Annotated in this window: 22 protein-coding genes; 10 read left to right on the top strand and 12 right to left on the bottom strand. The window is 71.8% G+C overall.

The features are described 5' to 3' along the window. Positions 1–163 precede the first annotated feature (163 nt). Together WME83_RS32610 and WME83_RS32605 are read left to right on the top strand one after the other, a co-directional pair. Positions 164–712, top strand: a complete 549-nt coding sequence (locus WME83_RS32610; RefSeq protein ID WP_437313616.1) for an ester cyclase — start codon at positions 164–166, stop codon at positions 710–712. Positions 713–902: 190 nt separating this feature from the next. Further along, the gene (locus WME83_RS32605; RefSeq protein ID WP_437313615.1) at positions 903–1,682 is read left to right on the top strand and encodes a peptidylprolyl isomerase; all 780 of its coding nucleotides are present in this window, start codon (positions 903–905) and stop codon (positions 1,680–1,682) included. A 72-nt stretch (positions 1,683–1,754) separates the two neighbouring features. On the opposite strand, the gene WME83_RS32600 is transcribed toward WME83_RS32605, so the two are convergent. The 8 genes from WME83_RS32600 to WME83_RS32565 all read right to left on the bottom strand — a co-directional run bounded on the left by WME83_RS32600 (position 1,755) and on the right by WME83_RS32565 (position 9,346). Then, complete coding sequence (locus WME83_RS32600; protein WP_437313614.1) at positions 1,755–2,795, bottom strand: methyltransferase; 1,041 nt, start codon at positions 2,793–2,795, stop codon at positions 1,755–1,757. Positions 2,796–3,177: 382 nt separating this feature from the next. Continuing rightward, positions 3,178–4,446, bottom strand: a complete 1,269-nt coding sequence (locus tag WME83_RS32595) for a hypothetical protein (RefSeq protein ID WP_437313613.1) — start codon at positions 4,444–4,446, stop codon at positions 3,178–3,180. Between the two features lie 100 nt (positions 4,447–4,546). Then, the gene (locus WME83_RS32590) at positions 4,547–5,443 is read right to left on the bottom strand and encodes a hypothetical protein (protein ID WP_437313612.1); all 897 of its coding nucleotides are present in this window, start codon (positions 5,441–5,443) and stop codon (positions 4,547–4,549) included. A 170-nt stretch (positions 5,444–5,613) separates the two neighbouring features. Then, positions 5,614–5,973 carry a hypothetical protein gene (locus tag WME83_RS32585; protein ID WP_437313611.1) on the bottom strand — a complete coding sequence of 120 codons (360 nt, stop codon included), beginning with the start codon at positions 5,971–5,973 and terminating at the stop codon, positions 5,614–5,616. Between the two features lie 396 nt (positions 5,974–6,369). Beyond that, a complete protein-coding gene (locus WME83_RS32580) occupies positions 6,370–6,882 on the bottom strand; it encodes a hypothetical protein (RefSeq protein WP_437313610.1) in 513 nt (170 codons plus the stop codon). A 61-nt stretch (positions 6,883–6,943) separates the two neighbouring features. Continuing rightward, positions 6,944–7,687: a formylglycine-generating enzyme family protein gene (locus WME83_RS32575; protein WP_437313609.1), complete on the bottom strand. Its 744-nt coding sequence runs from the start codon at positions 7,685–7,687 to the stop codon at positions 6,944–6,946. A gap of 248 nt (positions 7,688–7,935) precedes the next feature. After that, entirely contained in the window at positions 7,936–8,232 is a 297-nt protein-coding gene (locus WME83_RS32570) for a hypothetical protein (protein ID WP_437313608.1), read from the bottom strand. A gap of 16 nt (positions 8,233–8,248) precedes the next feature. Further along, positions 8,249–9,346, bottom strand: coding sequence for an IS630 family transposase (locus WME83_RS32565; protein ID WP_437313607.1), 1,098 nt, complete (start codon positions 9,344–9,346; stop codon positions 8,249–8,251). Positions 9,347–10,149: 803 nt separating this feature from the next. Here WME83_RS32565 and ltrA point away from each other — a divergent pair. The 3 genes from ltrA to WME83_RS32550 all read left to right on the top strand — a co-directional run bounded on the left by ltrA (position 10,150) and on the right by WME83_RS32550 (position 14,037). Then, complete coding sequence (gene ltrA / locus WME83_RS32560; protein WP_437313606.1) at positions 10,150–11,448, top strand: group II intron reverse transcriptase/maturase; 1,299 nt, start codon at positions 10,150–10,152, stop codon at positions 11,446–11,448. A gap of 128 nt (positions 11,449–11,576) precedes the next feature. Beyond that, positions 11,577–12,248 carry a hypothetical protein gene (locus WME83_RS32555; protein WP_437313605.1) on the top strand — a complete coding sequence of 224 codons (672 nt, stop codon included), beginning with the start codon at positions 11,577–11,579 and terminating at the stop codon, positions 12,246–12,248. A gap of 25 nt (positions 12,249–12,273) precedes the next feature. Then, positions 12,274–14,037 carry an NFACT RNA binding domain-containing protein gene (locus WME83_RS32550; RefSeq protein ID WP_437313604.1) on the top strand — a complete coding sequence of 588 codons (1,764 nt, stop codon included), beginning with the start codon at positions 12,274–12,276 and terminating at the stop codon, positions 14,035–14,037. A gap of 128 nt (positions 14,038–14,165) precedes the next feature. On the opposite strand, the gene WME83_RS32545 is transcribed toward WME83_RS32550, so the two are convergent. From WME83_RS32545 to WME83_RS32535, 3 genes are all read right to left on the bottom strand, one after another. Next, the gene (locus tag WME83_RS32545; protein ID WP_437313603.1) at positions 14,166–14,624 is read right to left on the bottom strand and encodes a tellurite resistance TerB family protein; all 459 of its coding nucleotides are present in this window, start codon (positions 14,622–14,624) and stop codon (positions 14,166–14,168) included. Between the two features lie 25 nt (positions 14,625–14,649). Next, positions 14,650–15,429, bottom strand: coding sequence for a HAMP domain-containing protein (locus tag WME83_RS32540; RefSeq protein WP_437313602.1), 780 nt, complete (start codon positions 15,427–15,429; stop codon positions 14,650–14,652). A gap of 138 nt (positions 15,430–15,567) precedes the next feature. Continuing rightward, positions 15,568–16,596, bottom strand: a complete 1,029-nt coding sequence (locus tag WME83_RS32535) for a PA0069 family radical SAM protein (RefSeq protein WP_437313601.1) — start codon at positions 16,594–16,596, stop codon at positions 15,568–15,570. Positions 16,597–16,867: 271 nt separating this feature from the next. Here WME83_RS32535 and WME83_RS32530 point away from each other — a divergent pair, with 271 nt between their 5' ends. Next, the gene (locus tag WME83_RS32530; RefSeq protein WP_437313600.1) at positions 16,868–17,290 is read left to right on the top strand and encodes a cupin domain-containing protein; all 423 of its coding nucleotides are present in this window, start codon (positions 16,868–16,870) and stop codon (positions 17,288–17,290) included. A gap of 332 nt (positions 17,291–17,622) precedes the next feature. Here the strand turns inward: WME83_RS32530 and WME83_RS32525 are convergent, their stop codons facing one another. Continuing rightward, positions 17,623–18,069: a CoA-binding protein gene (locus tag WME83_RS32525; protein ID WP_437313599.1), complete on the bottom strand. Its 447-nt coding sequence runs from the start codon at positions 18,067–18,069 to the stop codon at positions 17,623–17,625. A gap of 204 nt (positions 18,070–18,273) precedes the next feature. Here WME83_RS32525 and WME83_RS32520 point away from each other — a divergent pair, with 204 nt between their 5' ends. The 4 genes from WME83_RS32520 (at position 18,274) to WME83_RS32505 (ending at position 21,961) form a co-directional block, all read left to right on the top strand. Continuing rightward, entirely contained in the window at positions 18,274–18,891 is a 618-nt protein-coding gene (locus tag WME83_RS32520) for a hypothetical protein (protein WP_437313598.1), read from the top strand. Between the two features lie 48 nt (positions 18,892–18,939). Further along, complete coding sequence (locus tag WME83_RS32515) at positions 18,940–20,181, top strand: mechanosensitive ion channel family protein (RefSeq protein WP_437313597.1); 1,242 nt, start codon at positions 18,940–18,942, stop codon at positions 20,179–20,181. A gap of 137 nt (positions 20,182–20,318) precedes the next feature. Beyond that, positions 20,319–21,281 (top strand): L-lactate dehydrogenase, encoded by a 963-nt coding sequence (locus WME83_RS32510; RefSeq protein ID WP_437313596.1) that lies wholly within the window; start codon positions 20,319–20,321, stop codon positions 21,279–21,281. A gap of 257 nt (positions 21,282–21,538) precedes the next feature. Next, positions 21,539–21,961 (top strand): DUF1810 domain-containing protein, encoded by a 423-nt coding sequence (locus WME83_RS32505; RefSeq protein ID WP_437313595.1) that lies wholly within the window; start codon positions 21,539–21,541, stop codon positions 21,959–21,961. Positions 21,962–22,262: the final 301 nt, after the last annotated feature.

Below are 22,262 nucleotides of genomic sequence, written 5' to 3'. Positions count from 1 at the left end.
CGGGGCCACGGTAGCCGCTCCGGGGGCGATCTTCAACATTTCCGAAAAGATGGTTCGTCGATCGCCGCCGTTCTCCTACGCGCTGGAAAGGATCAAGGTGGCTCCTGTCGCCGATCGAGCCGATCGGCTGTCCGAGATCGCTTGTGCCGAGGAGACACGCCCCATGAAAAAGACCCTGTTGATCAGCGCCCTCTCCCTCTCGCTCTTCGCCGCCGCGAGCGCCTGCTACGTGCAGGGCGCCGGCGCGGAGGACCTGCCATCGCCGCGGTCGACCGTCGTCGACGGTAGCCTGCCGAGGGAGCAGGCCGACGCGGAGATGCTCGCGGCGCGCCGGTTCTACGCGTTCTGGAACACCGGCGATGAGCGCTACCTCGACGCGGCGATCGCGCCGACCTTCACGGACCGCACCTTGCCCAAGGGGCGCCCGCAGGGCCCGGCGGGCCCGGCGTTCGCGTCGAAGAGCTTCCGCGCCGCCGTCCCGGACCTGAGCTGCGAGGTGGAGCAGCTGATCGTCGCCGGCGATCGCGTGGTTGCGCACCTGCGCTTCCGAGGCCACTTCACCGGCACGTTCGGCGACAGGAAGGGCGCCGGGCAGGCCGTGGACTTCATCGCCACCGACATCCTGCGCGTGCAGAACGGACGTATCACGGACAACTGGCATATCGAGGACAACCTGACGCTGTTTCAGCAGCTCGGCGTCGTGGCGCAGTGACGACGGGGCGGGTCCGGTGGAGCCTCCGCGCCCCGGACCCGCCGGCGAGGAGCGTTGTCTCGCCTCGCGGCGCGCGAGATCTCCGGGCGAGTCGGGCGTGCTTTTTCGCGCGGCTCGTGCGAGCGTCGATCGGATGCAGATCCGAACCGCTTCTTCTCCTCGTGGGTATGCGAGCGCCCTTTGCGCCGCGATGCTCCTGGCCTTCCCGTTCGCCGCCGGCTGTGACGACGGCGACGGCGGCGGCGACGGGGGCTCGAGCGCCTCGACCAGCAGCGCTGGCGACGGGGGCGCCGCCGCGGGCTCGACCACCTCGACCAGCAGCGCGAGCGCGGGGGGCGGTGGCGCCGCCGCGTGCGGCCCCGACGTCGACGCGCCCGAGGAGGTGCTCCCCGGCGCCGCCGATCCCGAGGCGGGGGTGTTCACCCTGGCCGAGGCGCTGGCCGAGCTCCCGGAGGGGCCTGGGCCGCTGCGCGCGATCTTCGACACCGACAAGGGCGAGATCACGTGCGAGCTCTTCCCGGAGCAGGCCCCGAACGCGGTCGCCAACTTCGTCGGCCTCGCCCGCGGGCGCCGGCCCTTTCGGGACGCGGCGACCGGTAGCTGGGTGAAGCGGCGGTTCTATGATGGGCTGACCTTCCACCGGGTGATTCCGGAGTTCATGGCGCAAGGCGGCGACCCGCTCGGCACCGGCGAGGGCTGGCCAGGGTACGAGTTCGACGACGAGATCTCCGCGCTGAAGCATCGCGCGGGGACGCTCGCTTACGCCAACGCGGGGGCCGACACCAACGGAAGCCAGTTCTACATCACGGAGGTGGCGACGGACTGGCTCGACGGCGACTACACGATCTTCGGCCAGTGCGCGCCGGTCGAGGTGGTCACCGCGATGACGCACGTGGAGACCGACGAGAACGACAAACCGCTCGTGGAGCTGCGCCTGCGCGAGGTGACGATCACGCGCTGCGCGCCGTGAGGAGGGCGCGGGTGCGCCGGGCCTGCCGCTCGCTCGGGGCGCCGCGGCGCTGGGCACCCGCCGTGGAGGATGTCACCGGGCGAGCGGCTTCCTGGCGCTGATGAGCGAGTACCCCGCGTACGCCGGAACGACGGACACGTCCGTGAACCCGCACCCGCGGACGAGCTCGTCGAGCTCGCCGGCCGTGAACTGCTTGCCGGGGGTCATGTACACCATGTTCATGGAGAACAGCGCCGCCGTGAGCGGGCCGTCCTGCCCGTCCGAGAGCAGGAGCTCGTAGATGAGGACGCGGCCGCCCGGCGGCAACGCATCGAAGCTGCGCTGGACCAAGTGCCGCTGGCGCGCGCTGTCCCAGTCATGGAGGATGTTGGCGAAGAAGATCGCGTCGTGACCCGAAGGCCACGCGCCGCGGAACATGTCGAGCTCCAGCACGTCGATGCGATCCTCGAGGCCGTGCTCCGCGACGTACTTCCGCGTCGTCTTGCACACGGGCGGCAGCTCGGCGACCGTGAACCGCACCCCGGGGTTCTGCTGCGCCAGGGCGATGCTGAAGCAGCCGGAGCCGCCGGCGACGTCGAGGAGGCGCGCCACGCCCGAGAGCTGGGCCCGCTGCGCGAGCCCGACCGCGGTCGCGAACGAGTGGCTGTGCATCGCCCGGGTGAAGACGAACGCCCGCTCGTCCGACAGGTCCGCCGCTGCCCACTCCTCCGAGATGACCTTGCCCTGGCCCTCGCCCCACGCGACGGCCCCGTCCCGCCGCAGCGTCTCCAGCAAGGTGCCGTGCGTGATGGGAACCTGGCAGATGAGCCGCAGAAAGTAGCCCCAGTAGAACGGCTTGGTCGGGATCAAGAAGTTGCGAGACGTCTCGGTGAGATGGAACTTGCCATGAGTCCGCACCAGGAGCCCCATGCCTGCCAGGGAGGCCAGGAGGGCCTCGGTCGCGCGGAGGCTGAGGTGAAGCTTCCCGGCCATCTCCGCGATGCCCGCGGGCTCCTGCTCGAGGAGCGAGAACACCCCGAGCTCGTCGGCAACGCTGATGATGGGCAGCTGGTAGACCGAATACCCGAGCTGCCGCATCAACGAGTCGTCACAGGTAGGTTTTTCGAGATTCATGGACGTCAATGCATTCCTCCGCTCGCTCAAGAAGGGGGGGATGCCGGCGCGGCCGGCGAGCGATCCGTCTGCAACATAGCTGAGCTCGGTCGGAGCTGACCAGGTGCTGCTCGCTGCCTCGCGGGTCCTCCCGCGCCCTTGCCGGCCGCCGCGAGCCCACGCCTCCCGGCGGGCGCGATGGACGACGCTGCTCGGCGTGCGGCTCAGGCGCGTGCGCGAAATGAGGCGCCTGCGCGAGACGTAAGCGGCTCTGGTTTCGGCGCGGCGCGTGGGCTGGACTGAGAGAGGGTGCGACCGTCTCCGCAGGGCGCGCAGGCCACCGGCAAGCAGACCCCGCGTTGACGACCGCGAAGGCCGGCCCCGTGCGCCGGCCCCCGGCGGTTCACTTGGCCAGCTTGAACACCGAGGCCGGCAATTCCTCGGTATGCCATGTCGTCCAGTAGATGGCGCGGCAGTCCTGCGCGAGGCCATTGATGTACGTGCTGTCGGCGAGCGTCTCCGGGGCGCCGCCCGAGGTGCGCACCCGCTGGAGCTGCTTCGCGCCATCGCTGTACCAGTAGACGAAGGTGGCGTCCGCCTGGATCCGGGTGGGGTAGCTCGCCGCCGCGAGCACCCCGGCGCCGGAGCCGTCCTTGTTCACGGCATGGATGGTCGCGCCGAGGATCCAGTAAATGCGATCGCTCGCCGCGATGTTCCCGGGCAGCTCGTCGTCCTCGACGCGGACCGACGCGACGATCTCGGGCGCGCTGGGCTCGCCGATCGGCATCCGTCGAACCGTGCTCTCCGTGCTGCCGGGCTCCAGCTCGGTCCAGTAGAGATGGGTTTCGTCCAGCGCGAGGCCTCCGACGTACGTGTCCCGGTCGAGCACCGGCAGGCCCGTTTGATCGGTCTGGTCGACCCGCGCCGCCCAGATGCGCTGCGGGGCCTCGGGCGCGTCGGCCTCCTGGTCCGGGTTCTGGCGTATCCCGGTGATCCAGTAGACCCAGCCGCCGCCGGCCACGGGCGCCCGGAAGCGCGCCTGTCCCTCGGCGCTCGCCACCGTGGGGACAGTGATGTTCCCGTCCAGCGGCATCCGGTACACGTCCGACGCGCTCCAGTCGGTGATGAACAGCGAGCGCCCGTCGCGCGCGAGCATGGTCACGAGCGAGTCGAGGACCACGAGCGGCTCGGTCGAGCCGGAGGCCGCCTTCTCCGTCGCGAAGACCGTGCTCCCGTAGCCGCTCGCCCACAGCACGCGCGCGTCGTCGCCGTCGCCCTCGACCGCGACGCCGAGCGTCTCGTGGTCCTCGGTGATCGAGGTGAGGAGGACCGGCCGGCACCGGCCCTCCTCGCAGGCGCCGCCGAGGCAGCTCCTGCCGGGAACACAGCAGTTGTCCGGATCGGAGAGGTAATCGTGATCGGCGTCGGACGCCTGGCACGCGCCCGGCGCGCGCCCGGTGAACGGCGCGGAGGGGCACTCCGAAGGAGGATCCCCGGCGCCGCCGCCGCCGCCAGCGCCGCCGCCCCCGCCAGCGCCGCCGTCCCCGCCTGCGCCGCCCGTCGCGGAATCATCGCGGATCTCACCCTCGGAGATCCCCCAGATCGCATTGCAGCTCAGCGCCGTGCTCGAGGCGGCGCACACCGCGAGGCAGGTCCATTCGCTCTGTCGCATCGCGGTACTCTAACGCCGCGCGCCTCCCGCAGAGAAGCCGGAGGCGCCCGACGCGGGGCGAGGGCGGGGCGCTCGATCGATGCACGAACGCGCTGTCTCGTCAGCCCGGGACGCGGGCGCCTCGTGTCCTCTCCTGCACGTGGTTTGCGGTCGCCGCGCCCTCGACGCCGGCGAAGATCCGGAGGGCGCCGGTGAGATCGGGATAGACGACCACGTCGCGCGCGGGCTCGTCCGGACCATAACGCAGCCACAGCAGCGGCCATGCATAAGCGCGCACCGCCTGGGCCACGAGGCGGCCCCCGGCGGCGAGCGCGGTGAGGCCGGACACGGCGCGCTCGATCGTGCCGGCGAAGCGGTGGCCGTGGAAATCCGGCTCGACCGTCCGGTCGCTGCCGCCGCGGTAGGCGCTGCTCCTCGCGCGGGGGCGGAGGTCGTGGCAGCGCAGGGGCTCGGGAGGGGCATCGGCGCCCAGGCGGCGCTCCAGGGCGCCCTCGAACGAGAACAGCGACGGCACGAAGGTCATCTCGGGCGGCGCGTAGAGCTCGCGCATCTCGAGCGGGCGGTCCTGCAGATGGCGGATGCGCACCCGCCGGACGCGGCCGGCGCCCATGCAGGACGGGCAGCGGACGTATCCCGCGCGGCACGAGCAGGCGTACGGCCGGGCCCGGCCGCCGCAGCGGGGGCAGCGGGCGCGCCCCGCGGCGCCGGCGCACCCGGTGCAGGGCACGAGGCCGAGATCCTCGACCAGGCGCCGGTAGGCGCGGGGCTCGAAGGACAGCGGACGCGGCGGGTCGCCCGGCTCGAGCTGCGCCGCGGCCTGCGGGCTGAGGTCGACGACCTCCGTCCAGCCCTCGCGGCGCACGATCGACGCGAGGACGACCAGCGCGGCCACGCGGCGCTCCTCGGCCGGCGCGCCGGGCGGAAGCGCGAGGCCCTCGTCGCGGGCGCGAGCGACCGTGGGCAGAAACGGGGCCACGGGATCGGACGGCGGCACCATCGCGGCAGCATGTCCACGAACCGGAGGGCGCGCCATCGCGCCGCACGCGGTGGGCACGAAGGCGCCGTGCGGCGTCCCACGGCGGCTGGGACGCGCCGGATTCGGGGGCTGCGCGTCGCTGCCGAACAGCGGCGGTCGCGCGCTGGGCGTTCCCTCCTCCCGCCGGGAGCTCAGGCGTTGCGCATCGGCTCCGCGAGCCATCGAACCAGTGCCTCGCGCTCGAGCTCGAGCAAGGCGACTTCGACCTCGTCTGGACCGTTCACGCGAGCGCGCTCGATGATCGAGCGCTCTTCTTCGGCCGTCAGACGTCGCCCGATGCGCCGCGCGAAGAGGCGGCCGAGGAGCTCTGCGATCGCCTTCTGCCCGCGCTCCTCTCCTCGTTGCTCTCCCCGTTGCTCGCCGCGTCGCTCGGCCTCGATGATCATCTCCCCGATGATCGGCGTGCGCCGGAGCAGCCCCTCTTCCTTGTCCTCTACCATGATGATGAGCTCCTTCAGCAGATTATGCCCCCAGGGATCGATGGTCGCCATCACCAGGAGCGCTGTATACAGGTCGGCCCGCTCCTCCGCGCCCTTCGCCCCCGCGTGGATACCTCGATGGGGCGGCTTTCAGGGACGAGGGCGCGCACCAGGTCCTCGGGGCGCCGTCGGGCGAGGTGGCGCAAGGTGATGTCGGCGTCTCCCATGGCGTGGCGCCCAACGCAGATCGCGTGCCGGGCGGTCGAGAGGCCGAAATCAAGGGATTGGGGGTGTAGCGTGCGCATCGGGCGGGTGGCGGCGCCATGGCGGAGCGACCCGCGCCGGAGCATCCGATGGAGCGACCAGCGACCCGACCGGGGTTGAGGGACCCGACCGGGGTTGAGGGACCCGACCGGGGTTGAGGGACCCGACGTCAGCGGCCCGACCCGGGTTGGGGTGGTGCCCCCTTCAGGCCCTGACCAGCTGCGCCTCGTACTGGCCACGATCGAACACGAACGGCGGCCAGTCATACCTCCAGGGGCGATGGAACTGGCAAAAGTCCGACCAGACGACGGTGTCCTCGTTCACCGTGATCGTGGCGAGCAGGAACCAGCAATCGGTGATCCCGCACGTGCACTGGAGCAGCAGAGATTTTCGATTCCGGGGATCGCCCGGTTTCGTGCCGAACCCGTGCCGGTACGGTTCGCCCAGCAGGTTCCTCGACGGGAGGAAGACATGGCAGCCGGCCGGATACAGGTAGCTGCCGGCCAACGCGCCCCTCGGGCCGCGCTCCTCTGCCGTTTCGCCGGCGGCGATACGGTCGTCGTGCTCGCGCTCGGCGTAGGGGAGCTCCACCTCGCGGACCCGATCGATGAGCCCGCGCCCGTTGACCCGCAGCTCGACCGGCTGGAAGCCACCACCGCCAGGCCAGCGGACGTAGCGCGCGGGATCGACGCAAACCTCGAACCGATCGAGCACCATGGCGTGTCCTTCCAGCCGCTTCGCGCTTGCCCCCGCTCGGGGAACCCCGTTCGATCCCGCGTTACGTCCCCGCCCCCGGATCCTTGCAGCAGCGAAACCCGATCTCGTAAAACCGGAACATCGGTCCATGCGAGTCGTTGGTCCCGCGGCACCCCGCCCACGGCTTGGACCAGTAGCCGCCCTTCAGCGACGAGCGGTGCGGCCACTCGGGACGCGACGTCGATACCCACTCTTCCACGTTGCCGACCAGATCGACGACGCCGTACGGGCTCACGCACGCCGGATACGAGCCCGACGGCTCGCCCTGCCACAGCCGCTGCGTCTCCGCGGCCCGCACCGCCGGGTCGTCCGACGCGAGCCGCCGCTCGCTGATGCCCCGGTAGGGCTTGCTCACGTTGCAGGCGGCCGGGTCCTGCGCGTAACCGTAAGGGAAGGGGAGCGCGGACGGCCCCTCGCACGCGAGCTCCCACTCGAACTCGGTGCAGAGGCGCTTGCCGACGGCGGCGCACTCCCGCTCGGCCTCGACGAAGCGGAGCATCACGACCGGCAGCGCGCCCGCCCGGTTCGGCCACTCGTGGCGATCCATGCACGTGCGCACCGGCGTGAAGCGCGGCTCGGCGGCGAACAGCCCGGGGAAGAAGCTGAAGCAGTGGCCGCCGCGGTAGCTCGTGCACATCCGCTGCACGTTCTCGTGGTGCGTGCCCTCCACGAGCACCATGTCGGGCGGACAGGACGCCGGAGCCCCGGGCCGGGGCAGCGCGTCGGCCTGGGCGAGCAGCGGGGCGAGCAGGAGGTCGAGGAGCACGCGGCGGCTCTCTATCGCAAAGCCGCGCGCGCCGCACGAGAGGCCGCGCGGCGGCTCGCCTCGGCGGACCTCGCGCGGCGCTCGCGCCCGCGCCCGCGCCGGGCTAGTACAGCGTTCCCGAAGTTCGTCCCTGGATCGACGACATGCCGGCCCGTTCACGCTCCGGGCCAGCCGGGCTGGTGAACGGAGCGAGCTCCGTCACAGGACGCGGATGCAACGCCCGACGGCGTAACGCCACTGCGGGTGCGCTACTCGATGCGCGCAAGCGTCCAGGGGAAGTCCGCCATCAGCCGCTTGAGCAGGTCCTGCCACAGGCCGCGGAAGCCGGTCTTCTCCCACCGTCCGGTGTGGGTCGCGATCTCGAGCGTCCAGAAGTGGACCGTGTCGCGGCGCAGCCGGGCGTGGCCGCTCGGGTCGGCTTCAGGACCCGACTCGATGATCACCATCTGCCCGTACTTGCGCGCCCGCAGGTGAGAAAGCCCCTGGGCTGCGAGGAAGGAGCTGATCGCGGCGGCGTGCTCGGGGGCGGCGTGCTGCTTCGGCATGGGCCCGCACCGAAGCTCAGGCTGCGTACGATGGCAAGGTCGCCCTCCACTGGCCGCGGAACTTCCAGCGGAAGGGCCGGGCTTGGTGCTCGTTCCAGCGGCGCACGAAGCCGAGCACGCACCGGCTCAGCTCCTCGGCGGAGGCGAAGGAGGCGTGCTTGAGCACCCGACGGCTCAGGATGCTGAACCACAGCTCGATCTGATTGACCCACGAGGCGTGGATGGGCGTGTAGACGAAGTGGAAGCGCCCGCCGTGCCGCGCGTTGAACTCGTTCCACCTGGCGCCGTGGTGGATGTTGAGGTTGTCCCAGATGATGTAGACCTCGCCCGTGGGGTAGCGCTTCGCCACCTCGTCCATGAACGCGAGCAGATCGGCGGCGGTGCGTGTCGGTCCACAGCGCGACACTACCTCGCCCGTCTTGACGTTGAAGGCGCCGATCAGCGCGAGCGTGCCGTGGCGTTGGTACTCGAACTCCCGGCGCGCGGCTTTTCGGCTGCGGCACGGCTGCATGGGGAACCGATGCTCCAGCGCCTGCATGCCGGTCTTCTCATCGACGCACAGCACGGTCGCGCCTGTGGGAGGCTCCAGGTACAGCTTGCAGATCACCTCGACCTTAGACCGGAAGTCCGGGTCCGGGCTGTGCAGCCACGGCCGGACCCGATGCGGTCGGAGGCTGGCTCCCTGCAGCACGCGCCAGACCTCGGTGCGGCTCAGCTCCACCTTGGTCTCGAGCTTCAGGGCCTTGGCCAGCTGGTCCAGGGTCCAGACCTGCTCGAACGGAACCTTGTGCTCATCGGGGCGGCTGCAGGCCAGCTTGATGAGCTCGTAGTGCACCGTGGTCGCCACGCGCGGCGGTCGGCCCGTGCGCGGCTTGTCCTGCAGCACCGCCTCGTCGGCAATCGCTGCGACCCGGTTGCGCCACTTGCGCACCGTCTTGATGTCGCAGCCTACGGCGCGCTGGATCTGCTCGTTGCTCCATCCCTCGTCGGCCAGCAGCACGATCCGGACACGCTGCGCGTCGCGCTGCGAGGTCTTGGGCGAGCGCGCCGTCAGCTGCAGCTTGTGGCGCAGCGGCGCGGGCAGCAGGACGGGTTTTGCGCGAGCTCGGGGCACCTACGCGCGTGGGACCTGCCCCGAGCCGAGGGCTTCAAGAACGCACGCGATCGCAGATGACCCGGCAACCTCGCCTCGCAGACCTCAATGCGCTGCGCATGCTCGCCACGCTCAGGCTGCGCACGACCCCGATGGGCTCGGCTGGCTCACCTCGGATCCAGGGATGAACTTCGGGAACGCTGTACTAGTCTCGCGCCATGGTGCGTCGTGACGAGACCGAACCCGGACCCCGCTCGCGGGGCGAGGGAGCGGTCTCACGCTGCACGTCTCCAGCGGGTGCGAGTCCCGTCCGGGTAAGCGCCGGAGCGCCCGGTAGCAGGCCCCAGGTTCGCGGGGGAGACCCCGCGGCCCGAGCGGGGCGTCGAAAGCCTCCACGGAGGGAGCAAGAACGCGGGCCGCAACATGAAGTGAAGCCTGCCGCCTCGACAGAGAAACAACGAGGGAGCCGAGCCGCGCATGCCACGGCGAAGGCCACGTCCGCCGCGCCGCAGTCCGGAGCAGAACGCGCGGCGGGTCCCTCCGGGGTACGGGGAGCAGCACGCGTTCAGGGAGAGGTGCGGAACACGGGAGACCCGTCTGCGTTGCCGTCGTCGCGGCAAGGTGGCTCGTATAAGCCGAAGGTGAAGTCGAGCGCTGCGCAGCGGGAGTCCGAGGGGGCCGTAGTACCGTCGAGGGCCGCGACGAACAACGCGGTCGGAGGGAGAGGCCCCTGCGGTGGTCGCGTCGGTCGAGGAGGTAAGCGCGAGGGCATGGCCGGCAAGACCGGTCCCAACCACCCCCGCGGGCGCGAGCCCGAGGACAAAGTGCGACAACTCCAACGCCGGCTGTGGGTCGCGGCCAAGCGGCATCCGGGGCGCCGGTTCCACGCGCTGTATGACCGCATCGCGAGGCGTGACGTCCTCGCGGAAGCGTGGAAGCGGGTCAAGCGGAACCGAGGTGCGGCGGGCGTCGATGCCCAGACGCTCGCCGACATCGAGCAGCACGGCGTGGAGCGCTTCCTCGAAGAGCTCGGCGTCGCGTTGCGAGCAGGCACGTACCGGCCAGCAGCGGTGCTGCGCCGGTACATCCCGAAGGCGGACGGAAAGAAGCGGCCGCTGGGCATCCCGACGGTCCGGGACCGGGTGGTACAGATGGCGGCGAAGCTTGTGCTGGAGCCGATCTTCGAGGCGGACTTTCGCCCGAGCTCGTACGGCTTCCGGCCTCGTCGCAGCGCGACGCAGGCGCTGGAGACCCTCCGCAGGCTGGGAGCTCGCGGAGGCAACCACGTGCTGGACGCGGACATCCGCGACTACTTCGGCAGCATCGACCACGACAAGCTGATGAAGCTGGTCGAGCGACGCGTCTCGGATCGGCGGGTGCTCAAGCTGCTGCGCCAATGGCTCCAGTGCGGGGTGATGGAGGAGGGTCGCGAGGTAGCGACGCTCTCGGGTACACCGCAGGGCGGCGTGATTTCGCCGCTCCTGTCGAACATCTTCCTGCACGTGCTCGATGCGGCGTGGGAGCGCCACGGTGCCCATCTGGGCACGCTGGTGCGCTACGCGGACGACTTCGTGATCGTGTGCAGCACGAGGTTGGCATGCGAGCAGGCCGAGAAGCGCGTGCGCGAGGTGCTCGCGCGGCTCGGGTTGGAGCTGCACCCGGACAAGACGAGGCGGGTGGACCTCTCCTGGGGCAAGGAGGGCTTCGACTTCCTCGGCTGCCACCTGCGCAAGCGGCTGAGCGGGCGGATCTGGGAGCAGTCACGCCGACGCGTGTACTTCCTCCAGCGCTGGCCCTCTCAGCGCAGCATGAAGCGGGTGCGGCAGCGCGTGAAGGAGCTGACCGGTCGAGCCAGGAACGGGGTGAAGGACGTGCGGGTGTTGATCCGCGACCTGAACCCGGTGCTGCGCGGCTGGGGCAACTACTTCCGCACCGGGAACGCGGCGGACAAGTTCAACCAGGTCGACGGCTACGTGTGGCGGCGTCTCCGCGGCTTCCTCGTGAAGCGCAAGGGGCGCAACCTGCGCGCGGCCGAGGCCGAGGGGTGGACGAGCGACTTCTTCGTCGAAGGCCACGGGCTCTACCGCCTGCGCGGGACCGTCCAGTACCCGGAGGCTGCGTAATGCAGCGGCCCGAGAGACCGCCGGTAAGCCGTGTGCGGGAAATCCGCACGCACGGTTTGAAAGGGGGTCTTGCCCTTCATCGCCCGGCTTCGCAGCCGGTCAGGAGAAAGTAGGATCTACCAATGGGAATGACGCTGCTTAGGATGCGGTTCGCCGCGCTCGCGGTCCTGGCCTGGGGGACCGCCTGCGGTGGCAACGTCGTGGTCGACGGGATGCCCGGCGAGGGGTCGGGAGGCGCCGGCGCGACCAGCAGCAGCGCGAGCTGGACGAGCAACGTGGGGGTGACCTCCACCGGGGGCGGCGGCGGCGGCGACGCGCGGTCGAAGTGCCTCGACTACTGCGAGATGTTCCTGCCGGTGTGCGGCGCGGCACCGGGCAGCTGCGACGACGTCTGTGACGAGCAGCTGTCCACCGCGCCCGCGTGCAACGATCGGCTGGCGCCGTTCTTCGATTGCGCGATCGAGGCGTTCAATTGCGATGTCATCCCGTCGAGGTGTCAGCCTTTGCTGGATGAGTACGACGCGTGTGCGTTCGGCGCCGGTTCCGGCTCCGGCTCCGGCGCCGGCGCCGGCGCCGACTGTGGGGGGCTGGAGTGCTTCGGCGGCGGGGACAGGGTGTGCAGCTGCAAGGGCTCGTGCCCGGGCTGGGATTTCGCCGTCGAGTGCAGGCCGGTCGGGCGCTCCGACATCTCCTGCTCCTGCCTGGTCAACGGCTCGGAGGTGGCCACCTGCACGCAGGTCGGCTCGGGGTGCGGGCTCGCCATCGACTGTTGCGAGCCGAACTTCGACAGTTTCCGCTGAGAGGTACGAGCGAGCGGCGTTCGCCATGGAGGACGATCGAGGGAGCGCAGCGCGCGGCGGGGCGCTCGCCGAGGCGATGGCGAGCTGGGTAGGGGCGCGGATCGACGCCGCGCACGCGAACCCCGCGACGGGGCTCGTCGCGCTGGCCGTGTATGCCGGAGCGCGGCGCGTGCTCGGCGCCGGCATCGGCCCGCGCGTCGCGGGGGTGGGGGTCTTGCCGCGGCTGCCGCGGCTCCGCGTCGGCGCGTCGCATCCGCTCCTGGCCGCCATGCGGGCCCACCTGGTCGGCCGCCGCGTGCTGGCGATCGAGGTGCGGGGGGACGGCGTCGTCGTGATCGCCGGCGATCTGCCTTCGGTGGAAGACTGCCAAGAGAATGAATTGCGTGGTGAGGCGGGGCCGTCGGCGGCGGCGGCGCCCGCACCCGGGTTGAGCCCGGCGGCGCCCGCACCCGGGTTGAGCCTGGCGGCAGCGGCGCCCGCACCCGGGTTGAGCCCGGCGGCGCCCGCACCCGGGTTGAGCCCGGCGGCGCCCGCACCCGAGTTGAGCCCGGCGGCGCCCGCACCCGGGTTGAGCCTGGCGGCAGCGGCGCCCGCACCCGGGTTGAGCCCGGCGGCGCCCGCACCCGGGTTGAGCCCGGCGGCGCCCGCACCCGGGTTGCCCGCACCCGGGTTGAGCCCGGCGCCCGCCGCGGCGGCGCGGCTGGAACTCGCCCCGGGGCGCCGTGGCGAGGTGCGCCTGCTCGACGGCGCCGGGAACCTGATCCTCCGCTGGCCGCCTCAGGGGAGCGCCCCGCCGGCCGAGATCGCCTACCCGGAGGATCCGCTGGCCGCCGGCGCGGCGCTGGTCGAGGCGAGCGACGACGCCGCCGCCGGCCAGGAGAAGGCGGCCCTCGCGCGCGCCGTCAAGGCGCGGCGCGCGGCGCTCGAGCGCAGGGCCGAGGCGGTGCGCGGCGATCTCGGGCGGCTGGGGAGCGTCGCGCGCCTCCAGAAGACGGGACAGCTCCTGCTCGCGCAGGGCGCGCGGGTGCCGCGCGGCGCCGCGAAGGCGCTCCTCGACGACTGGGAGACCGGCGGCAAGATCGAGGTCGCGCTCGACCCGGCGCGCCCCGCGAAGGCGCAGGCCGAGGCGTTCTTCGCCAAGGCGCGGCGCTACCAGCGCGGCGAGGCGGTGATGCGCGCGCGCCTCGCCGAGACCGAGCGCGCCCTCGAGGCGATCGCCGCCCTCGAGGCCGACGTCGCGGCGGCGGAGGCGCGGCCGGAGGCGCTCGAGCCGCTCGCGCAGCGCGCGCGCTCCCTCGGCGTGGCGCGCGCGGAGATCGCCGGGGCGGGCGCCGCCGCCGAGCCCGGGGCGGCCGGCGGAGCGCGCGGCCCGCGGGCCGCGCGGGCGGCCCCGCGCCGGCCGTTCCACGCCTACCGGAGCGCCTCCGGCGCGGCGATCCTCGTCGGCCGGGGCGCCGAGGACAACGACGCGCTGACGACGAAGCACGCGCGGCCGCACGACCTCTGGCTGCACGCGAAGGGCGTCGCGGGCTCGCACGTCGTCGTGCCGCTCCCGAAGGGGGCGAGCTGCCCCGCCGACGTGCTCGTGGACGCCGCGACCCTGGCGGCGCACTTCAGCGACGCGCGCGGCGAGGCGGTCTGCGAGGTGAGCTACGTCCCGCGCCGCTACGTGCGCAAGCCGCGCGGCGCGGCTCCGGGCGCGGTGGTGTTCGATCGGGAGAAGGTCATCGCCGTGCGCATCGAGGGGGCGCGCCTGTCGCGGCTGCTCGCGACCAAAGAAGAGGGCTGACGAAGGGGCGCTCGCGCCGGTGGCCAGGCGCCTCGCGCGCAGGCCGCGCAGCGCCCCGCCGCCGGGTCGCGACGCCCCTCGGGCCCAGGCTCCGCGACGCCCTGGCTCCGCCTGCGGCGGGCCCGCCCTCAGGCCGTGAACGCCGCCCGGACCTGCTCGTTCAGCTGATCCAGCCGGCGCGCCGGCAGATCCGCCGCGCGGGCGAGCGACGCGATCACCGCGCGCTCCGCGTCCGAGATCCCCTCGCTCGCGTGGGCCACCGCCAGCGCGACGATGATGCCCTCCTCCACCGCGTCGCAATCCATGAGGATCTCCGCGAGGAGCCGCACCCGCGGCTCGACGCCCGCGGCCGCGATCACCTTCAGGCTCGCCTCGATGAGGTAGCGGACGAGCTCCGCGTTCAGCTCGGCGCCGAGGATCGGCTCGATCAGCTGCCGGAGGGCGTCGATCTCCTCGGCGTCCACGTTGCCGTCGGCGTTCGCCACGAGCGCGCCGAGGTCGACGATCGGGGTCGGGTTGTACTCGTTCAGGTCGAAGCGGGCGCGGAGCAAGCCGGCCGCCTGGTGGACCAACGCGGGAGGCTTCATGTCGCCTCCGCTCCGGCGATTCGCCTCATGACTCACCACCTTTCGGCGCGCGGCGCCGCACGGTCTCGGACTCGCTGAGCCCGAGGCAGAGCTGCGCCCGGAGCGCGCGCAGCCCCGCGAGCACCTCGGCCGACGCCTTCTCGGCCTCGGCCCGCTCGATCGCCGCGTCGAGCGTCGCGAGCCGCCCTGTCTGGAGCGCCTTGAGCGAGTAGGTCATCTGCACGAACGTGTCGAAGAGGTCTCCGAGCTCATCGCCCTTGCGCAGCCCCTCTCCGATGGTGAGCCGCGTCGTGCCGACCTGGCGGCACAGGCGCTTCATCTGGTGGACCGGCCCCACGATGCGCTGGGTGATGAAGATCCCGAGCACCCCGAGGACGACGAGGAGGAACGCGCCGCCGCCGACGAGGATGTTGAGGAGGCGCTGGCGCAGCGCCTCGACCTCGGCGCGCCGCCTGCCGACCTCCGCCAGGTTGCGCTCGTACTCGCGGTTCGTCTTCTCGAGCTCCTCGTCGAGGGTAGTGCCGAGCTCGGCGCCGTCGCCGCCCAGGGCGGCGGTGCTCATCCTCAGGATCTTGGCGCTGTTGGCGGCCTCTTTGAGCGCGAGCTCGGCCTGGGACGCCGCGTAGTGCGCCTGCTCGTTGGCGACGCTCGCGGTCTGCCAGATGACGAGTCCGAGCACCGCCATGACGGCGAGCACCACCGACACCAGGAGCCCCGTGTACTTGAGCTGGAATCGCGGGTTGAGGAGCAGCTTGCGGCGCGAGGCCGGGCGGGCTGTGGCGCGATCCTGGGCGGGAGAGGTCATGAGGTCTCGTCAGCGGGCGGACGGCATGACCGCCTGCACAGGACATGTGCATGAGCGGGGCCGCCCCGGTGCGACCCCCCGGAAAACGCACTGCGGTCTCACTGGTACCCCATTCCCGGCGCCGGTCGCAAGGGTCATTCAGAGGTCGAACAGCGTCCCCTGCCGGCTCGGCCGCCGGAAGGTCGAGCGCTCGTCTGCCGCTTCGCGCTCGCGCGCGGCGTTCAGCCCGAGGCGCTGGCAGTGCACCTCGAACAGCCGCTGGATCGCCGCCCAGCGCGCGCCTGCGCCCTGGAAGCGCGCCCCGAAGGCGGCCTCGTTCATCTTGCCGCCGCGCATCTCCTGGATGCCGCGGCGCACCTTGCCGGCGCGGTCCGGGAAGGCCTCCTCGAGGCGCTCGTCGAAGACCGGCAGCACCTCGCGCGGCAGGCGCAGCGGCATCATGAAGGCGCTCTGCGCCCCGGCGTCGCGGGCGCGCTCGAGGAGCTCGGGGACGTCGCTGTCGTTCAGCCCGGGGATGAGGGGCGACAGGGAGATCCCGGTCGGCACGCCCGCGTCCGAGAGGGCGCGCATGGCCTCGAAGCGCAGCGACGAGCGGCTCGCGTACGGCTCCATCTTGCGGGCCACGGCGTCGTCGGCGAAGGGGATGCTGAGGTGGACGCGGGCGCGGGCGCGCCGCGCGAGCTCGCCGAGCAGGGCGGCGTCGCGCCGCACGAGCGCGCCCTTGGTGATGAGCCCGACGGGGTTCCGGAACGCGAGGCAGACCTCGAGGCAGCGGCGGGTGAGCTCGTAGCTCGCCTCGAGCGGCTGGTAGCAATCGACGTTGCCGGAGAACACGATCGTGTCGCCCTGCCAGCCCGGCTTGTTGAGCTCCTTCTCGAGCAGATCGGGCGCGTTCGCCTTGACCACGATCTTGCGGTCGAAGTCGGTGCCGGCGCCCCACCCGAGGTACTGGTGCGAGGGCCTGGCGTAGCAGTAGGCGCAGGCGTGGATGCAGCCCCGGTACGGGTTGACGCTGTACTGGAACGGCAGATCGGGGCTGTCGTTCGCGGTGATGATGGAGCGGGCCTGCTCCTCGAAGACCTGCAGCGTCGCCGGGGGCGCCTCTTCGAGGTACTCGACCTGCGTCGACGACCACGGGTTCGGAGGGTTGTTCACGGGGCGCGGCATGGTGCGGGTCAGCGCCGGGCGAGGGGGCGGGCGCTGCGCGCGCAGTGTAGCGCGTCCTCGTCTGGGTGGGAGCGTTTGTTCAGTAGAGCCCGGTGGGCGCCGTCGTGCATCGCGGCGGGCTGGGCGGCGGGCGCGGCCTGGGAGGGGGCTGCGGGCGGCGGGCGCGGCGTAGGGGGCGGCGGGGGGCGCGGCGGGGGGCGGGGAGAGCGGATTGACAGCCGAGGGGGCGCCTGCTGGCATGCGGGCGCTCAGGAGCGAGGTGAGGGACAAGATGGCCAATCCGAGACAGCCAGGGTTCGATCTCCGCAGCACGTACCTGCACCTCGCGGACGGGGGCGATGCGCTTCCGATCGAGGTGAGGCCGACGTTCTGGCAAGAGCTGATGTCCGGCGAGTCGAAGGCCGCGGACATCCGGCGGATCACGGACGAGGGAGGCTGGCTGGTGATACGGTATCCCCTGACCGAGGACACGCCGCAGTGGGAGATGCACCCGGCGGGGGACGAGATCCTGGTCCTCCTGTCCGGCGCGAGCGACGTCGTGCTGGAGGAGCAGGGCGCCGAGCGGGTCGTCGCCCTGCTCGCGGGGGCGGCGTGCAAGGTCCCGCAAGGCGCGTGGCACCGGATCCTCGTCCGCGAGCCGGGGGACCTCCTGTCGATCACGTACGGCAAGGGGACGCAGCACCGGCCGCTGTAGCTGCGCCGCGGAGAGCCCTCTCCAGCGCTCATGCATGGCGCTCGCGGCGCCTGCGCGCCAGGACGGCATGGGAGATGGCGGAACAGAAGATGTGGCGTTCTGTGATTGGGGAAAAATTGAACCAAAGAGCAGCCGTGTTCTTTGCCAAGCAGCGGCTGCTCTTTGGTTCATCACCATTCCATCGACGGCGCCGGAAGCTCGGTTGCGTCGCTCGGACAAAGCCCGAGCCGAACGCGGGTACGCGGCTCGCACGGAGGCGATGAGCCCGCGCTGCCGGCGTCCTGGCGCCCTGAGGTAGGAGCCAGCGCTCAACGCGGCGTCCGCGTCGGGCCTCAGCCCCGCCCGGCGAAGCGGCGGTGGTCGACCATCAGGCAGCGGTCCTGCACGACGAGGATCCCGGCCTCGACGAGGCGCTCGGCGACCTGGTCGTTCCGGATGCCGCTCTGCAGCCAGACGGCGCGCGGCCGGGCGGCGAGGAGGTCGTCGAGGTGCGCGGCGACGTCCTGGCCGCGCCGGAAGACGTCGACGATGTCGATCGGGCCCGGGACGTCCGCCACGCGGCGGTAGACCTGCTGGCCGAGGATGGTCTTCACGTCGGGGTAGTAGACCGGGACCGGGATCACCTCCACGCCCGCGCGGTGCAGGTAGCTCGGGACGTAGAAGGCGGGCTGATCCGCCTGCGCCTCGGTCTTGATGCCGAGCACGGCGACGCGCCGCGCCCCGCGGACCAGCTCGGCCACCCGGGCATCGTCATCGCTGATGTCGCGAATGTCGTTCATGCGGGGAGCATACGTCCGCCGAGCCGGCGCGGCACCCGGGACGGCGCGACGCAGAGCCGGCGAGCGGGGGCGGCGCGCCCGCAGCGGCGCGACGGTATCGAGCTCAGCACAAGCTCCCCGTCCGCCGCTCATGGCAGACTCCGCCGCGTGAACCTCGACCGGCTCCCGGCGGATTCCCTGCGCATGACGAACCGCGGGCGCCGCATGCTCAGAACCCAGGCTGCAACCGGCCGGCTCGCTGCAGCCATCGGGCTCCTGTACGCCGCCGCGATCCTGCTCTGGCCGAAGGCCGCCCTCGCGAACGCCGGCATCCCGATGCTCGTCTTCGCGTGGCCCGCGTCGTGGGTCGCCTTCGTTCCCGTCGTGCTCGTCGAGGCCGCGGTGGCTCGCCGGGTCCTGCGCCTGCCGACGCGAGAGGCGATCAAGCTCTCTCTGGCGGCGAACGCATGGTCCACGCTCGCGGGGATCCCGATCACGTGGGCTCTCCTGACGGTCCTCGAGATGACCGTGGCGCCCATCCTGTCGATGGTTCCCGGCGATCCGGGAACGGCCGCCACCCTGCTCATGCTGCCGATCTCTGCTCCCTGGCTGGGCCCCGTGAAGGAGGGCTGGCGCGTGCTCGCCGCCGGCGCCTTCCTCTGTGTGCCCTTCTTCTTCGCCTCGGTGTGGATCGAGGCGCGGAGCGCCGGACGCCGCGTGCCGGCGGCCGACGCGCTCCGCTGGGCGCGGAGGGCGAACGCCGCCACCTATGGCTTTTTCCTCGTCGCGCTCGCGCTGTTCGCGCTGATCTCGTGGATGAGCCACGCGGGCAGCGCCGGCTAGCCCCGGTCGCCGGCGTGGCGGCGGCCCTCCTGTGGCAGACTCCCCGACGTGAACCTCGACCGGCTCCCCGCGCCCTGGGCCGACCTCTTCCGCCACCCCACCTCGCTGCCCGTCGCGCTCGGCGCGGCCATCGCCGTCCTCGCGCTCGGGTTCTTCGCCTACCGCCTGCTCTTCGCCTTGCTCTCGCGCGTCGCCCGCGCGACCCAGACGTCGCTCGACGACCTCCTCATCCGGCGCATGCGGCTGCCGGCGCGCCTGCTCGTCGCGCTGCTCGCGCTGCACACGTTCATCGCCCTGCGCGGCGGCGAGCTGCCCACGCTCCACAAAGGCGTGCTCCTCCTGGAGCTCGCGCTCGCGTCGTACCTGGCCATCGAGATCGCCGAGACCATGGTCATCGACTACTGGCTCGCCGAGCGCCGGAAGGTGCAGCTCCCGGCCCTCGTACGGCACCTCCTGCTCACGATCCTCTATCTCGTCGCCGGCCTCTCGATCGTCGGCGCGGTCACCGGCGTCGACCTCGTGCCGCTGCTCGCGACCTCGACCGTCATCACGGTCGTCCTCGGCCTCGCGCTCCAGGACACCCTCGGCAACCTCTTCGCCGGGCTCGCCCTGCACTCCGAGCGCTCGTTCGGCGTCGGCGACTGGATCCTCGTCGACGGGATCGAGGGGCAGGTCGTCTACGTGGGATGGCGCTCGACCCGCCTCCGGACGTTCTCCGGAGACATCGTGATCCTGCCGAACTCGATCATCGCCAAGGCGCGCGTGCAGAACTTCTGCGCGCCGGATCGGACGTGCGCGCGCAACATCGAGATGCTCGTCGCCCTCGACGCCGCCCCCGAGGCCGTGGAGCGCGCGGCGCAGCGCGCCTATCCGCAGGTGCCGGACATCCTCCGCGAGCCGCCGCCCAGGCTCTGGCTCGCGGCCGTCACTCCCCTCTTCCAGCGCTACGTCATCAAGTTCTGGATCGCCGACTTCGAGCGCCACGATCTCCTGGAGTCCGAGCTGATGAGGGCGTTCTTCCGCGCCTGCCGCGACGAAGGCGTCGCCCTCAGCCCCGCCGCAGCGCAGCCGGGGCTCGCCGTCGATCCGCGCATCCTCGACCCGCGCGCGGCCGTCGATCCGCGCGCCGAAGGCCCGCGCGCGGCCGTCGATCCGACCGCGGCGCCGGTGGTCCTGCCGGCGATCGTCGCGGTGCCGGCCGCCCCGGCGCCCGCCGCCGCGAGCGGCAAGCCCGACGCGGGACCGCCGCGCCAGCAGGGGCGCCCCGCCGAGCCGCTCCCGGAGCCCTGAGCGCGCGATCGGCGCCAGCCAGCGCCGGGCAGCGCTTCGGCGCCTCGGCCCGCCGCGGCCGGCTCCGCGGCGGTCGGGCGCCTGCCGTCACCCTGATTTGGCTTGGTCCGGTCGCGCCGCTGCGGTAGCCGAGCGGTATGCCTGACAACCAGCCCGTCTCCCCCAACAAGGTCGCGGTCGTGGGCGCTGGCAGCGTCGGCGCGACGATCGTTTACGCGTGCCTGCTCCGCGGCGTGGCGAAGGAGGTCGCCCTGTTCGACGTGAACCGGGCCAAGGTCGACGCCGAGGTGCTCGACCTGAACCACGGCCTCCAGTTCGTCCCGGTGGCGACGCTCGAGGGCAGCGATGACGTCGAGGTCTGCCGCGGGGCGCACGTGGTCGTCATCACCGCCGGCGCGAAGCAGAAGCCCGGGCAGAGCCGGATGGACCTCGCCACCGCGAACGTCGCTATCTGCCGCGAGCTCCTGCCGCGGCTCCAGGCCGTCGCGCCCGACGCGCTCTACCTGCTCGTCACCAACCCGGTCGACGTGATCACCTATGTCACGCTCAAGCTGACCGGCCTGCCGCCCGCCCGCGTCCTCGGCAGCGGCACGGTGCTCGACAGCAGCCGCTTTCGGTTCCTGATCGCCCGGCGGCTGAACGTCGCCGTACAGAACGTCCACGCGTACATCGCCGGCGAGCACGGGGACAGCGAGGTGCCGCTGTGGAGCAGCGCGAGCGTCGCGAACATCCCGCTCGACGCGTGGTCCGTGCCCGGCCACGGCAAGCTCACCGCTGGCGACCGGGCGGAGATCTTCTCGAACGTGAAGAACGCCGCCGCCCAGGTCATCTCCGGCAAGGGCGCGACCAACTACGCGATCGGCCTGGCGACCGCCAAGATCCTGGAAGCCCTGCTCCGCGACGAGAACCGCGTGCTGCCCGTCAGCAGCCTGCTCGGCGGCTACCGCGGGATCGACGATGTGTGCCTGAGCGTGCCGTGCGTCGTGAACCGCTCCGGCGTCGAGTCGCAGCTGCCCATCCCGATGAGCCCCGAGGAGGAGGCCGGCGTCCGCGCCAGCGCGGACACGATCCGCAAGGCGATCCGGTCGCTCGGCTTCTGACGCGACCTCGTCCCGCATCGCCTGTGCGCGTTTCTGGCTCGGCGATGGGAAGAATTTGAACCACAGAGGGCACAGAGGGCACAGAGGAGAGAAGAAGAAGCTGATTGTCTTTCTTCTCTTCCCTCTGTGCCCTCTGTGCCTCTGTGGTTCATCTCTCATGAATAGGATCCGGTGAGCACGACCGTGCGCCGGAGATCGTCGCTGCCTCCATCGCTCCGCCGATGATGAAGTGCTAAGCTGGCAGCGGAGGGGCGCCCATGCCGGATCCGTACGACTTGCAACGATTCGTGGACGCGCAGGCTCCGGTCTATGACCGCGTCGTGGCCGAGCTGCGCCGAGGACAGAAGACCAGCCACTGGATGTGGTTCATTTTTCCGCAGCTGCGGGGCCTGGGCCACAGCGCCATGGCTCACAGGTTTGGCATCGCTTCGAAGGCCGAAGCCGAAGCCTATCTGCAGCACCCGACGCTCGGCCCGAGATTGATCGAGTGCACTCGCCTCGTCAACCAGATCGAGGGGTGCTCGTTATATGATATCTTCGACAGCCCCGATGACATGAAGTTCTGCTCGTCGATGACCCTGTTCGCACGCGCGGCTCCCGACAATGAGATGTTCCTCGCGGCGCTCGAGAAGTATTGCGGTGGCGAGCTGGATCCGCGGACGCTCGCGCTTCTCGAGTAGCGCGGGGAGTAGCGCGGGCTGCCGTCGGGGCGCCGCGGGGGCGGGCGCCTGCACGGCGCGGAGACGCTGATGACAACCGCGGTCGGGGCGGGGGTAGGGGACCCAGGGCTCGATCCCACCGTGTGTGGGTACATGGGCGGGCAACGCCACGATGGTCTGTCGGTGTGCCACAGCGCGTGGTGGTCCAGGTGACGCCGCGTCGGCGGCCCCCATGGTCCGGCGGTCCAAGGGCTCGAGCTTGGCTGCCTGTGGAGGTGCCGTGTGGTCACCGAGGCCGACACGCTGAGGAGATCTTGCTCTA

The organism is Sorangium sp. So ce385, from assembly GCF_051474135.1.
Classification (GTDB): domain Bacteria; phylum Myxococcota_A; class Polyangia; order Polyangiales; family Polyangiaceae; genus Sorangium; species Sorangium cellulosum_D.
Note: the sequence above shows the minus strand (reverse complement) of the source record. Positions and strands in the feature narration are given on the sequence as shown.